This window comes from Micrococcales bacterium (genome assembly GCA_009784895.1).
In the GTDB taxonomy this organism is placed as follows: Bacteria; Actinomycetota; Actinomycetes; order Actinomycetales; family WQXJ01; genus WQXJ01.
This window is the reverse complement of sequence record WQXJ01000055.1, coordinates 1-13,930: the sequence shown is the minus strand read 5'-3', so window position 1 is coordinate 13,930 and position 13,930 is coordinate 1. Positions and strand designations below refer to the sequence as shown.

At 62.9% G+C, this 13,930-nt stretch carries 12 protein-coding genes; 7 read left to right on the top strand and 5 right to left on the bottom strand.

Features of this window, described 5'->3' with window-relative positions; genetic code table 11:
- Window positions 1-145: 145 nt before the first annotated feature.
- From FWD29_08720 to FWD29_08710, 3 genes are read right to left on the bottom strand one after another with little or no spacing between them, the layout of a single operon-like run.
- Window positions 146-1,345 carry a glutamate--cysteine ligase gene (locus FWD29_08720; GenBank protein MCL2804012.1) on the bottom strand — a complete coding sequence of 400 codons (1,200 nt, stop codon included), beginning with the start codon at window positions 1,343-1,345 and terminating at the stop codon, window positions 146-148.
- Complete coding sequence (locus FWD29_08715; GenBank protein MCL2804011.1) at window positions 1,342-2,568, bottom strand: class I SAM-dependent methyltransferase; 1,227 nt, start codon at window positions 2,566-2,568, stop codon at window positions 1,342-1,344. Before FWD29_08715 ends, FWD29_08720 begins: the two co-directional genes overlap by 4 nt.
- Window positions 2,569-2,572: 4 nt before the next feature.
- Entirely contained in the window at window positions 2,573-3,487 is a 915-nt protein-coding gene (locus tag FWD29_08710; protein ID MCL2804010.1) for a carbohydrate kinase, read from the bottom strand.
- Between the two features lie 376 nt (window positions 3,488-3,863).
- Here FWD29_08710 and groES point away from each other — a divergent pair, with 376 nt between their 5' ends.
- Both groES and FWD29_08700 read left to right on the top strand, forming a co-directional pair.
- Window positions 3,864-4,157, top strand: coding sequence for a co-chaperone GroES (gene groES, locus FWD29_08705; protein MCL2804009.1), 294 nt, complete (start codon window positions 3,864-3,866; stop codon window positions 4,155-4,157).
- 558 nt (window positions 4,158-4,715) lie between these two features.
- The gene (locus tag FWD29_08700; protein MCL2804008.1) at window positions 4,716-5,756 is read left to right on the top strand and encodes an endonuclease domain-containing protein; all 1,041 of its coding nucleotides are present in this window, start codon (window positions 4,716-4,718) and stop codon (window positions 5,754-5,756) included.
- A gap of 535 nt (window positions 5,757-6,291) precedes the next feature.
- Here FWD29_08700 and FWD29_08695 read toward each other — a convergent pair.
- Window positions 6,292-7,413 (bottom strand): GuaB3 family IMP dehydrogenase-related protein, encoded by a 1,122-nt coding sequence (locus FWD29_08695; protein MCL2804007.1) that lies wholly within the window; start codon window positions 7,411-7,413, stop codon window positions 6,292-6,294.
- A gap of 290 nt (window positions 7,414-7,703) precedes the next feature.
- On the opposite strand from FWD29_08695, the gene FWD29_08690 reads away from it, so the two are divergent.
- Window positions 7,704-8,396, top strand: a complete 693-nt coding sequence (locus FWD29_08690) for an exonuclease domain-containing protein (protein MCL2804006.1) — start codon at window positions 7,704-7,706, stop codon at window positions 8,394-8,396.
- A 190-nt stretch (window positions 8,397-8,586) separates the two neighbouring features.
- Entirely contained in the window at window positions 8,587-9,072 is a 486-nt protein-coding gene (locus tag FWD29_08685; protein ID MCL2804005.1) for a flavodoxin domain-containing protein, read from the top strand.
- 52 nt (window positions 9,073-9,124) lie between these two features.
- Here FWD29_08685 and FWD29_08680 read toward each other — a convergent pair whose 3' ends face one another.
- Window positions 9,125-9,568 carry a PH domain-containing protein gene (locus FWD29_08680; GenBank protein MCL2804004.1) on the bottom strand — a complete coding sequence of 148 codons (444 nt, stop codon included), beginning with the start codon at window positions 9,566-9,568 and terminating at the stop codon, window positions 9,125-9,127.
- 589 nt (window positions 9,569-10,157) lie between these two features.
- Between FWD29_08680 and FWD29_08675 the strand changes: the two genes are divergently transcribed.
- The 3 genes from FWD29_08675 to FWD29_08665 all read left to right on the top strand — a co-directional run.
- Window positions 10,158-10,811, top strand: coding sequence for a response regulator transcription factor (locus FWD29_08675; protein MCL2804003.1), 654 nt, complete (start codon window positions 10,158-10,160; stop codon window positions 10,809-10,811).
- Between the two features lie 882 nt (window positions 10,812-11,693).
- A complete protein-coding gene (locus FWD29_08670; protein MCL2804002.1) occupies window positions 11,694-11,948 on the top strand; it encodes a hypothetical protein in 255 nt (84 codons plus the stop codon).
- 233 nt (window positions 11,949-12,181) lie between these two features.
- Window positions 12,182-13,930: FG-GAP-like repeat-containing protein (locus FWD29_08665; GenBank protein ID MCL2804001.1), on the top strand; the 1,749-nt coding region annotated here is incomplete at its 3' end.

Sequence of the window (13,930 nt, the reverse complement as noted above, 5' to 3'; positions counted from 1 at the left end):
TTCGGGTCACATGCTGGATGCGGCACGCCGTATCCCTGGCAACACTTCAGCCGAAGTCATTGCCCATAGGCCCTGAACAGGCCACAAAAAACAGGCCAAAACCAACGTAACCTCAGTCGCGGCAAAGATGCAGGTCAGGGACTGATTAGTGGGGTGGGAGAGGTTGGGCGGCGTGGAGTTCGTCGACTAGGTGGACGGTGGCCGCCTTGAGGTCGCCGCCCTTGGCCGCGGCGGCCAATTGCTGGCGCTGGCAAGAGGCGCCCTGCTCAAGGATCTGGTGGATGGCGTTGAGCTGGTCCAAACAGCCTAGGTGGGCGGCCACTGGTTGGAGGCGGTCGACTAAGTCTGCGACATCGTCGCGGACCGGGCGTTGCTCACCGGCCTGATTGATTATGACCGAGGCGTCGAGCCCAAAACGGGCGGCTCTGAACTTGTTTTCCTTGACATACCAGTGCGGCAAACCGGGCTGGGACTGGCCTTGGTCGAGCGCCTGAGAGGCATCCTCGACCAGGCATTGGGTCAAGGCAGATAGGGCCTCGACCTCAAGCAGGCTTGGCACCGAATCACAGACCCTAACCTCGATGGTGCCAAAACCGGGGGCCGGCCGGATGTCCCAGCGGATTTCGTTGACTTGCTCGACTATTTTGGCTCGTTGCAGGCTTTCGGCGTAGGCCTCCCACTCGGACCAATCGTCGAACGGCAAGGGCAGGCCGGAGGTCGGTAGCTGCTGAAAGACCATGGCCCGGTTTGAGGCGTAGCCCGTGTCGACCCCGCCCCACCACGGCGAGGCGGCCGAAAGGGCCTGCAGGTGTCCCATGTAGTAGCTCAGGGCGTGCAGGATCGGCATGACCTTGGCTCGGTTGTCGATCCCAACGTGAGTGTGCAGACCGCAGATCATCTGCTGGTGGCCCCACCAGGCAGTTTGGTCAATTAGCCGCTGGTAACGCGGCGAATCGGTGATGGGCTGGAGGGCAGCCTGGGCGAACGGGTGGGTGCCGGCGGCAATCAGATCGGCGCCAAATGACTCAGCCAGGGCCGTGATTTGTTCTAACCCGGCCGCTAGATCGGCCGCGGCCTTGGCCACTGTCAGGCGCGGGTGGGAAGCCAGTTCGATGGTGTTGGTCAGCAGTTCAGAGAAAATGTCCGCGCCTTGTGGCTGGGTGTCGTTCGGGGCAAAACTGACTGGCGAATGGTGTGGCACCCGGGGCTTGCCTTGGTCCGCCCGGAGTTGGTCGAGCATTTGGGTGGCTACCGGCGCGGGACCACCGCTGGTGTGGTCAATGGTCAAAAACTCCCATTCGATGCCAACCGAACTACGCGGCGAAGCGGCAAAGTCAATTGTCACGGCCGCTCCTTTGGCTGATCAGTGGTGTCAAGTGGCTTGACCACTAGGACCGATTGTCGCTGAGACAGGCGGGTCAAGACAAGCGTGGCGGCCTGATCACCGCGCAGGTCCAGTCGCCGGCGCAGCTGAGCTGGCTCGACCGCCGTGCCGCGTTTCTTGATAGTGAGTTGGCCAATGTCGCGGGCCCGCAGGTATTGGCGCAGCGCCTTTAGCTGGAACGGAAAACTGTCTTGCACCTCATAGCCGCGGAAAAAGGCCGAGTCGACCTTCTCCTCCGCCGTGATGTAGGCGATCCGAGGGGCCAGCAAGTTGGCCGTCAAACCGGCCCGGCTGGCGGCTTGTTCGATCAAGCTGGCCCTGATGACAGCGCCATCGGGTTCGTAAAGGAACCGGCCCAGCGGTCCGACCGACAGCCTGGGCCTCGGATCGGCGGCCAAGCGATGGGCTTTCGATCCCTGGATAACCAGGGCAGTTTTGCCGGCCAAACCGTCTCTTCGCAGCGGACCGAAATACCAGGCCGCCTCGACCACCTGGCCGTCAACCGAAACCCATTCCGATTCGACGCCCGGCGGGATTACCTTGTGCGGCAGCCCGGGGGACAGTTTCACGCCCAGAGCCAAGTCCCGGTCCAAAGCCAGGGCCAAGACCTGGTCCAAAGCCGGGCTGTAAGCCGCTGGGTCGAAAACCCGGCCCTGACCTTGGCCCGCGCCGCGCCGCCGGGCTGGATCAGCAAAGACCGCTTCAACCCCCGCCAGATCAGCGGCCATACCGTCGCCACAGCTGACTGAACAGTCCTCGAAACCTGACAGATTTGCCCGGGCCAGTCTGGCCGTCACCGGGTCGCGTTCGTAGGCCCGAACTGACAGGCCTAGGACCGCCATGGCCAGCGAGTCAGCGCCTATGCCGCAACAAAGGTCAACGACAACCTCAGCCCCGGCCGCCCGGTAGCGCCCGGCCCGGTGGGCGGCGACATTGAGCCTGGTGGCTTGCTGCAGCCCGGTGTCGGTGAAGAGCAGGTTGTTGGCGAAATCGCCAAACTTGGCCTGGGCTTTGGCCCGTAGTCGAGATTGTGTCAAGGCCGCCGCCACCAAACCCGGGTCTATGCCGCGAGCCCTAAGCCCATCACTGATCTTGACGGCCAAGTCGGCCTGGTATTCGGGCAGCGAGGCTAGTAATAGGCGACCTGGCGGGGAGGCCAAGGCTTCGGCATCGGCCAAACGCATGGGCCTAGCCTAATTCACGGCTCCACGGCGGGTCCGCCCCCGCCCGCGAGACCGTCACAGCGGCGGCCTGGCTGGCGTGGTCCAACGCTTTGGCGGCGGCCTCAGCTGAAATGTGCCTCAGTTGGGACCGGTGCGCCCGTCCCAGCAGTCCAAGGTGCCAAAGCTGGTCGAGCAAACCGGCGGTAAACGAATCGCCGGCGCCAACGGTGTCGACCACCTCGGTGGCAGGGGCCGGTTGGGCGATCTCGGCGCCACTGGCGGTCCACAGCCGCGCCCCCCCGGCGCCCTCAGTTAGGCAGACCAAGGCTGGACCGGCCGTGGCCCAGCGCTTGGCCGCAGCCACCGGGTCGAGTTCGGGGTAGAGGTAAGCCAAGTCCTCGTCAGAGGCCTTGACCAGGTCAGCGAGCTCAACCATGGCCTCGATCCGGGGTCGCAATTGGTCGGCCGGACCCATAATGGCCGGCCGGATGTTGGGATCGAAGCTCAAAGTCGACCCGGCCGGGTTGGCCGAGAACAAGTCCAGCACCTGGGTGGCGCCCGGCCTTTCGGTTGCTCCCATAGAGCCGGTGTGGATAACGCGGGGCCGCAGGGCGGTGGGGATGGCCGGCATGCTCCAAGCGAAGTCAAAACGGTAGCTGGCCTGGCCGTCTGGATCCAGCTCAACTTGGGCGGTCGAGGTGCGCGGCGCCTTGGTCGAACCGGGCAGCAGGCCAACGCCGGACTGGGCCAGGTGATCTTTGATTAGCTGGCCGTGGGGGTCTGGCCCAATCCAAGCACCGAGGTAGGTGGGCCGTCCCAGCCGCCCAAGGCCAACGGCGACGTTGAGCGGGGATCCTCCGGGCAGTGCCTTGACCGCCCCGCCCTGCTTGGTCGCGGGCACAAGGTCAATTAGGGCGTCCCCCAGCACTAATGCCGTCATGCTCGATCCTTTGCTTGGAGATCGCATCTGGTGGTTTCCAAGCCTATGCCACTGGCGATTGGCCCCGCGCCCGATGCCGTCCCTCGTGTCGTTGGAACGGCCCGGGTTTGGCTGGCTTGGGTGGGCGTGACGTGCTGGTTGGTGTCTTGGGCGCCGGCCGGAAGTGGCGTTGGACGGTGCCAGGGGGGCGGTCAAACTGACACGGCTGGCACTCGCCTTGACCGAGTGCTAATCGAACGCTTAGTCTTATCCCCGGTTGGCCGCGAGGCCAACCGCCCACCTGGGGCGCTGATCCATGGCACCGCGACGGCATGGACCTAGAAGAACTAGTGGGCGAAGTCCGTTTCCCATCTACCTTGCGAAGGGGAGGTCCGCAGTGTCGGTCTCCATTCAGCCGCTTGAAGACCGGATTGTTGTTCGTCCGGTCGAGGCAGAAACAACAACAGCGTCCGGTCTGGTCATTCCGGACACCGCCAAGGAGAAGCCCCAACAGGGCGAGGTTGTGGCCGTCGGCCCAGGTCGGTTCGACGACAATGGCAACCGCGTTCCAGTGGATGTTTCCGTTGATGACCGCGTCATCTACTCCAAGTACGGTGGCACCGAAGTCACAATCGACGGTGACGACTATCTAATCCTGAGTGCCAGGGATGTCCTGGCCAAGATTGGCTGACTCCGTCAAGACCAACGATGGGGCTCGGACCGGCATTGGCCGGCCGGGCCCCTTTCGTTTGCCCTCACCGGGCGTGGTTTAGGGCGGTTGGCGGCTAGGTCCCCTGGGGTGGTTGGGTGCTGCGGTTGGCTTACGGTTCGGTGTTGGTTGTGACGCTGTGCATGGTCCCGGGATTCTTCTGCTGCGCGTCGCACACTGGGCGGTGTTAGTTGCTGCGCTTCGCACACTGGGCGGTGTTGGTTGTGACGCTGTGCATGGTCCCGGGATTCTTCTGCTGCGGTTGGCAGAACTGACCGGGTAAAGGACCAGGTGATCTAGTGGCAGTGTCTGCCAGGCGCAACACTCGTCCAGCGGATGTCTGCTAGGTGCAGCAAAAGACTGGTTCGTACCTGCCAGGTGCAACATTGGTTTGGCCGGTGTGTGCTAGGTGCAGCACCAGACTGGTTCGGGCCTGCTGGGCGCAACAGTTGTTCGGCGACAGTCGGCCAACCCCTCAACTATTGGTGGGAGTCAGTGCAGGCCGGGGGCCCAATTGTGAGAGTCCCTGGCGCCGGATGGGTGGCGCCCCGCGGGGCCGGTACCGACTCGAAAAACGGTTATCCACAGGCCGCCGCCGCGGTCAAAGCGCCACCGCTGGCTTTTGGGCATTATGTGCCCATGGAACATAGGGCACAGACAATAGTGGGCAGCCAGACACCCGCCATCGCCCACAGCCAAGCCGGATTGTTTACTAGGGCTCAGGCCCTGGAAGACGGATTCACCCGCGGCCAAGTCGCATACCGGTTGAAGAAGCGACTGTGGGTACCGTTTGCCGGATTCGCCTTGGGGCCCGCCGGTCTGCCGCGGACGGCAGAGCGCGGTGGCTGGTCTGCCTGGCTGACCTGGCCCGACGCAGTGGTGTGTGGGGCAATCGCTTTGATGATGCAACTGCCGAACCTGCCGCTGGCCGGCATCAACTGGGTTGATTGCGCAGTGGCCACCAGCCGAAGACCCAAGCCAGGCTTGTTGGCTCATCGTCGGGGTTTGGCCGAGGGTGAGAGTCGGCGAGCCGCAGGGGGATTCCTGCAGAACGTGGCTTGGGCTCTGGTCGACACGCTAGCCAGCCTGGAACCCAAACGGGCCGACGAATTGTTTGCCTGGGCGGTGACCCGAAAGGTGATCACGGCTGCCCAATTCTCTGAGGCCCTTGCCGCCAGGGCCAGAAGGCCGGGGGTTGTCAAACTGCGTCGCTACCTAGAGTGGATCGAACTGGGTGTCGCGTCGATTCTTGAGTTCCTAGTGGTGAAGACACTCAAGGAAGAGGGCTTCACGGGTTTCGAGGTCAACGCAACCATACGAGTGGGTGGACGGGGCATCATGGTCGATATCCTGTTCCGGAGGCAAAAGGTGGTTGTTGAGGCGGATGGATGGCGCTACCACTCAAGTGCAGAGGCGTTCGAAAACGACCGGGACCGGCTTGATGCCATGACGGCCTCCGGGTTTCGGGTGTTGCAGGTCACCTGGCAAATGATCACCCAAGACCCGGGATTGTTCGTCGCTCGTCTGCGCTCGACGTTACGGCAGGCAGATCAGGCTGCTCAGACCACTCAAGCCGCGTGAGGTCGAGTTCGCATCTTGCGGTATTGCCCACTGAGGCGTTGACTACTTCGGATCGCGATTGGGGCGGTGCTGGTTGTGACGCTGTGCATGCTCCCCGGGATTCTTCCGCTGCGGTTGGCACGCGGTGCGGTGTCTGTTGCTGCGCTTCGCACACTGGGCGGTGTTGGTTGTGACGCTGTGCATGGTTCCGGGATTCTTCTGCTGCGGTTGGCAGAACTGACCGGGTAAAGGACCAGGTGATCTAGTGGCAGTGTCTGCCAGGTGCAGCATTGGTTTGGCGGGTGTGTGCTAAGTGCAGCAAAAGACTGGTTCGTGCCTGCCAGGTGCAACATTCGTTTGGCGGATGTCTGCCAGGTGCAGCACCTGACTAGTTCGTGCCTGCCAGGTGCAACATTCGTCCAGCGGATGTCTGCTAGGTGCAGCACCAGACTGGTTCGGGCCTGCCAGGCGCAACACTCGTCCAGCGGATGTCTGCTAGGTGCAGCAAAAGACTGGTTCGTACCTGCCAGGCTGCGCCCCAACTGCTCACCAAGGGCTAGGTCTTGTAGGGGCTGACCACCACTTCGACCCGCTGGAATTCCTTGACATCGCTGTAGCCGGTCGAAGCCATGGCCCGGCGCAGGGCACCGATGAAATTGGATTTGCCCTCGGCCTGAGTGGCCGGGCCAAAGAGGATTTGCTCGAGTGAGCCAATGGTGCCGACCTCAACCCGGCCCCCCCGCGGCAGCTTGGGATGGTGGGCTTCAGGACCCCAATGCCAGCCCCTTCCGGGCGCCTCGGAGGCTCGGGCCAGGGCCGCACCAAGCATGATCGCATCAGCCCCACAGGCGATCGCCTTGACCACATCACCGGAAGTACCAGCGGCGCCATCAGAAATGACGTGGACATAGCGTCCACCCGATTCGTCCAGGTAGTCCCGGCGGGCGGCCGCCACATCGGCAATAGCCGTGGCCATGGGCGCGTGAATACCAACGGTGATGCGAGTGCGGTGGGCCGCGCCGCCGCCATAACCAACCAGGATGCCGGCCGCGCCGGTCCGCATCAGGTGAAGTGCGGCGGTATAGGTGGCCGCGCCACCGACAATCACCGGCACATCAAGTTCGTAAATGAAGCGTTTGAGATTCAGCGGCTCGCAACCGGACGAGACATGCTCAGCGGAAACCGTTGTACCGCGGATCAAAAACAGGTCAACACCGGCATCTACCACCGTGCGCCAAAACTGTTGGGTTCGTTGAGGTGACAGGGCCCCGGCGACTGTAACACCGGCATCGCGCATCTCGCATATGCGCCGGGTGATCAGTTCCTCTTGGACCGGCTGGCTGTATATCTCCTGCAAGCGGGCGGTGGCCCGGGGCGCGTCCAGTGTGACAATCTCGTCAAGTAGCGGCTGCGGGTCTTCATAACGGGTCCAAAGGCCTTCAAGATCCAGTACGCCCAGGCCGCCTAACTGGCCCAACTGGATAGCCGTGGCCGGTGACATGACCGAGTCCATTGGCGCCGCCAGAATCGGGATGGCGAAGTGATAGGCGTCGATCTGCCAGCCCACTGAGACCTCTTCTGGGTCACGGGTCCGCCGGGAAGGTACAACCGCCACGTCATCGAGGGCGTAGGCCCGCCGTCCCTGCTTGCCGCGGCCAATCTCAACTTCGTTGCTCACGGCGCCAAGCCTACAAGCTGGGGCATCAAGGCTCGTCCGGGGTCCGGCTTGCTTCGGGGTTAATGCCCGCGTGGCTGGGGCCCGCGCCTCAAAGATAAATGCCCGTCAAAGGTTGCAGACCCACTGTTAGTGGCGGTGGTCGCCTGGGCGGATGGGTTGCTGCCCGATGCCGGGCGGCCCGCCTGGCGCCAAGGGTTGGCTTGGCCATGGCCTCGCGTCCAAAGGTGAGATGTCGGTGGCAAGTGAGAGAGTTAACCAACACAGCGAAGTTGCGGCGAAGGGCGGGCCAAATGCCACTGCGAGATTGTCCACTTGTTGGCTTTGACACCGAGACCACCGGCACATCGACCCAGAAGGATCGCATTGTCACGGCGGCGCTGGTGCGGCGGGCCGCTGATGGCACCACCACTGAGCGGGCCTGGCTAATCAACCCGGGCGTTGAAATCCCAGCTGTAGCCACCGCCGTGCATGGCATCACCACTGAGTTTGCTCGTGCCAACGGTCAAGAACCAGCCCAGGCGCTGGAGGCGATTGCAGCCCAACTGGCCAATGCCCTGGCCAGCGGCCTGGCAGTGGTGGCCTTCAACGCCTCATTCGACCTGCGGATTCTTGAAGCCGAACTGGCCCGCAACGGCCTTGAGTCGCTCAGCCAGCGGCTTGGCGGTGAGGTGCGCCCAGTGTTGGACCCGCTGGTGATTGACCGCGGGGTCGACCGCTACCGCCGGGGCAAGCGCAAACTTGGTGATCTGATGGGGCACTACCGGATCCGGCAAACCGAGCACCTGCATGACGCGGCTGCCGATGTCCGCGCCACTATCGCCGTCCTCGACGCCATTGCGGTCAAGTTCTCAGAGGTCAACCAGATGGACCTAGGAGACTTACACTCCAAGCAGCAGGCTTGGCACAAGGATTGGGCCACCAGTTTCAACCAGTTCCTGGAGTCGAAAGGGCGGGCACCGGATGTCGACCTGCGCTGGCCCTAGGCAACTGGCAAAGGGCCCATCCAGGCCGCGGTCACCTCCGGTAGGCACCTGCTGGCTTGGGTTTCTGGACGCCTGAGGCTGTGCCAGCAACTTGCCTGGCCCCGGTCGAACCCTGGGCGGTGGTTCACCGTTAGTGAACAGGACCGCAAGCCCTGTGATTCTGCCTGATGGCGCCTATACCCTCGGTGGGGTGAAGATTGCCATCGTGTTCGCCTCCAAAAACGGCACCACCTGCAAGGCCGCTAAACGGATGGCCTCCCTTTTGGCAGAACATGAGGTTGACCTGATCAACCTGGGCGAGGTCAAGAAGCCTCGGCTGGACCAGTACCAGGCCATCGCCTTGGGTACCGCGATTTACGCCGGTAAGCCGTTGAAGATGATGAAAGCGCTGGTCAAGCGGCAAGAGGTGGCCCTGCAGAAGGCTCGGCTGGGTCTATTTGTCTGCGGCATGATGAAGGAGAACGACAAACGCGCTTCGGAGTTGGCTGACGCCTTTCCGGAATCGCTTCATGCCAGCGCCGTAGCCGAGGCATTCTTGGGCGGCGAATTCAATCTGGACCAGTTGACCGCCATAGAGAAGCTCGTCATCAGCCGAATCGCAGGAGAAGCCACACGGGCCAGCACTATCGACGACAACGCCATTGAAGTCTTTGCCAAACAGCTGGTTGGCGCCTGAAAGCGCCTAAGACCGGCGGAGCCTGCGCCGGCAGCTCAAACGCATGACAGCCCTAGAGGCTGGCGGCGCCACCACCGGCTTTGCCACGGTGCTCAAGGGCAAGCTCCATCTGCTGGCGGATCTGGTCAACGCGCCGGCCGGCCTGAGGGCAGCAGACCAGATCGACATCAGAATCATGACCAGCGGTCTGAACCACAATGGTGCCCGAGCGGAAGAATCGATCCGCCAAGGTTCTATCGACATTAACCGCGGCGATCCGCTCAAGGCTGATGACCCGGCGGTGCTGTTTGATGACGCCCTCAATCGATTCAAGCCGGTCGCTGTAGAGGGTGTCGGTTGAAACGAACCACCTGATGAATGGCGGAATAGCCAGAAGCAGCCAGGCCAGGCCGGCCACGCCCCAAATGACGGCCGGCAGCCATGACGGCATGGAGTCAGATCGACCGGCCAGGCGGGCCAACAACACAGCTGCCACGATCAGGATGATGGTGAACACAAGGGGAAGGCCAAGTTTGCGCCAATGTGATCTGGTCTTGAAAATCAATTTGCTGGCTCCCTTGTTGGTGTCTTGGCGGCCGTTGTGGCGTATGGCGAAATGTCGCTTACAGCGACCAGCTTAGTGACAAGGCCTGGCCTGGGTTGGTTCGAGGTGGTGAGAGTCTGCCCGGTATGAAGTGCGGGAGAGGCGGCCGAGGCTAGGCGGCGGTAACCAGCCTCGGCCGCCCGTCGTGACCTGGCCGCAGCCGGGCATACCTTGGACGGTAGCAACCTGCCCGCCGGCCGCAGTAGCCACTTTCGGCTGCAATGGGGTGGCTGGTTGGACCAGGCGCCAAGCGACCAGGTCGCTGCGGCCGCCGCCCGGCGCTGGCTGCATTGTCACAGGTCAGATACCCCGGCAGTATTTGAGGGCCAAAAGGCTCTTGGCCAATTGTGGTTGTTGACGCATCATGGCGATTAATGGATCTGTCCACTCAGCCTCTAGCGGCACTAGTCCAGATGAGCGAGGCCCTCGACTCCTCGGCTGATCATCGCAAGGCCATCGTCAATACCGTCGGGGTCCTGTCGCACGCCCAGGAAGTCGCCGCATGAGCGCAGGACCGGCCACAGTGATGATTGTCGACGACCACGCTCTGTTTCGCGACGGCTTGTCGGCTCTGGTCAGCCGCTGGCCTGACTTTGAGGTGGTTGGATGCGCCGGTAACGGCAACCAGGCCGTCGACATGGCGCGGGTGCTACGTCCAGACCTGGCGCTGATGGATGTCCGCCAGCAAGGCATGAGCCGGATCGACACGGTCAGAACCATCGCCCAGAGTCTGCCAGCTACGCGCATCGTGGTACTGACCACATCCAATTTGGGCGATGACGTTATTCAGGCCTTGCGTAACGGCGCCCACGGCTACCTCTCAAAGGCCGAACCGGCAGACCAGCTCCGCTCCTCCTTGGCCAGTGTCCTCAAAGGCGAGATGGTGCTCTCAACCACGGTGGCGGCCAAGGTTTTAGGTGAGCTTGCGGCCGGCCAATCTAGATCCGGCGCGGCCAGCGGCCAAAGCCTGACCAGCCGGGAGCGCGACGTCTTGCGCGGGGTCATCGACGGCCTGTCAAACGAGGAGATCGCTGAACGGCTGCACCTGTCCGAGGCCACCATCAAGAAGCATATTGGTCGGGTCATGGCCAAGTGGCAGCTGAAAAACAGGGTTCAAGTGGCCGTGCGCGGCGTCCGCAGCGGCATTCTAAGTTAGCGGACCAACCAGCCGCCCCCAGGCCACCACCCAAATCACCGAAACGGCTCGCCTGGCTCGGCTGCCAAATTGTGTATCCAGTTGGCTACCGCAATGTGAACGAAGGGCGCTACCGCCCATCTGGCCGGTCGCCTTGACTGGAATTGGGCTATGCCAATGGCCCGCGTTCTGCCGCTACTGCCAAACCAATCGAGGCAACTCGTCTGAATCCAAGGGAGGTTGACAATGGCCGCAACCACACTCGAGCCACCAACCGAACTGCGAGACCAGGTTGCCTGTGTCGACGTCTTGGCAGCGGCCGGCGCCGAATCTGTCATTGGACTACCGCAGGCGGCAATCGGAATTGTGCCGGCGCCAGCGGATCCGGGGGGGCCGCCCGCGCCAAGGTGCCAGATTGCCCGCCACGGTGGCCGGCGGCGGTTATGTGCATCCCGACCTCGGTTGCACCTCGACCGAGGCCTAGCGGCCGGTGTGCCTTCGAAAAGCGACGAAAGGACGGCCGCACCGCATGACCGCTTTGTCACCCTAGAGGCATGGCGCCGCTCCACAAGGGAGGCGAAGTGTCAGGCACGACCGCCACCCGGCGTCGAGGGGGCAAGGCCATGGTCCATGACCTGGTGCGAGGGCCTGGTTTTGATTGGGGAAGCCGCAGGGACGGCTTCCCGCACACCAGCCCTAGGCCACTAGTCATGGACCTGGCCGCCGGTTCGTCAATCGCCTGCCAAAAGGGCTAGCATTGGACCTGGCCGCCGGCGGTCGTGGGCTGATGACTGCTGGCGGTTTACTCGTCCCTGATTTGCCTGCCGGCAAGGGGCCACCTGTGACAGACTAATGACAGCACGATTAGCCATGACTGGACGCCTAACGACAGGGGAGTAGCCGATGCGCGCAGCCGACTTTGACAACCTGGTCATCAAAAAGCGCCGGAAAGTGATCTTGACCGGCTACGACATTCCCGCGGTCAACACCTTCCTGAAGCGGGCCGCCAAGGCCTACCGGGATGTGGAAGCCGGCAACCGGCCGGAGCTGACCCGGCCAGAGGTGATGCAAACTCGTTTCATGGGCGTTAGAGGCATCACATACGACCGCCCCACGGTTGACAAACTGATGGCGACAGTAGCCGAAGAACTGCCCTAGTACTTCTCGAGCCGGGGACGGCACCCGGCAATTGGCTGGAGCCTCGCTGGCGAGATTGCCTGGGGGAGCCGAGCAAACGACATCGGGCGCAGCGAGGCCACCGGTGCTGCCGGCATGCGAACCGGCCGGCGAACCCAGGCCGGTATTGATCGCAGAGCCCAACACGGTAGGATCGGTCTTGGCCTGCTTCCTGCTTATGCCTCCACTAACAGCCCCATAGGAAGGCTCCAAATATGAACATCCGCAAGATCGCCCGTTTATCCGCAGTTTTGGGCGCCGGTGCCCTCGTCATGGCTTTCACTGTGCCGGCCGCGGCAGCCGGTAACACGGCGGCTGGGAACGATGCCGTGGCCTTGGCTGCGCCCGCCGCCCCTAGTGACACGGTCGAGCCGGTCGACATCCGCCTGGCCTCCTTGATCACCGAAGAGGCTGAGGTCGTCTTGGGTGAGCGCTACGTTGACCTTTGGATGGCGGAAGACCAACTGGGCTTTGTTGTGGGCGTGGTTGGGCTCACCGAGCAGGACCAGGCCTGGGCCAATGAATGGAGTGACATAGCCCGCCTGACCCTGGTGGACAGTGAGTTTAGCCGGGCTGAGCTTGACGCCGCCGCCGAGCAGGCCCTAGAGGCCGTGGGCGAAGACGCCGTGTCGGTGGGCGTGGACTACCGCGACGGACAAGTCTTGCTGGGTGTCGAAGACGAGGTGGTCGAAGAGGCGCTGGCCGCGGTCGACGAGGTTGACGGCCTAGAAGCGGTCGAAGACGGCGTTGTGGCCGAATTGGCCGGTGACGAGATCCCGGTCGAAGTGTCGGTTGAGGAAGTGCCCATGCCCACCGAGGCGATTTCCGGGGAAAGCATTGACACCGGTCCACTAAGGGCTGGCAAGCGGATCTACAACGTGACACAGGGGGGGAGCTATTGCACAGCCAATGTGCTGGTGACGAAGGGAACCGCCCGGCAAATGATCTCGGCCGGGCACTGCGGCGCCGCTGGTAATACGGTGAGATATGCAGGCGCCAACCTGGGCACCATTCAGAGTTCGTCATGGTATGCGGCCAAAAACGGGGCGGAAATCGTTGGCGACGCCGCCAGCCACGCCGCCCCGACCACCGCTAGGGCATCGCTGTTCCGGACGCCCACCCAGGCCTGGAATGTTGTCGGGTGGGGCGACGCCATTGTTGGTGCCGTGGTCTGCAGTCGGGGTGTCAGCAGCGGGGTCGAAAAGTGCGGCGTGGTGAAGGCCGTTGGCCTGCGCATCGAAATGGGTAGCCGGTACGTCGACCCGGGAATGCGGTATCTGAAGAACACTGTGGCCGTGGCCATGCCAACGATCCCCGGTGATTCCGGTGGTCCGCTCTACTACAAAGGCATCGACTCGATGGTTGTGGTTGGCATTCTCAGTGGGTCCAACCCGTCGATGTCGTATTGGACCCCTATGCGAACGGGCCTGTCCTACACCGGCACACAGTTGGTGCGAGCTAACGGCCTGGGTGTGCCGGTCGTGACTACCTCAATGGGCACGCCGTTTGCTCAGGTCATCACCAGCCCAGATTTCACTGGCGACGGCCGGGGCGAGGTCATGGCCTTGACCAAGAATGGCCGCCTGGTGGTCTACCAAACCCTGGCCGGAGGCAAGCTGGCCGGGCCGGCCAGGCTAATGGGAACCGGTATGGCCAACAACCGGATCATCGCTCCGGGCGATTGGAACCGTGACGGTATTGCCGACGTCATGTCGATTACCCCAAACGGCAATCTGTATCTGCGCAAGGGACTGGGCGGCGGGTCTTTGGATAAGCCAGTCCAGATCGGTTCGAGTTGGAAAGCGCTTACCGTGTTCGCGGCGGGCGACCTGAATGGCGATGGCATTCCCGATCTTTTGGCGATAGTCAACGCCACCGGCGAGTTGCGTCTCTACCCTGGTAACGGTACCGGCGGGTTCAAACCCAGGGTTGTAGTTGGCAGCAGTTGGAAGAGCATGACGCTC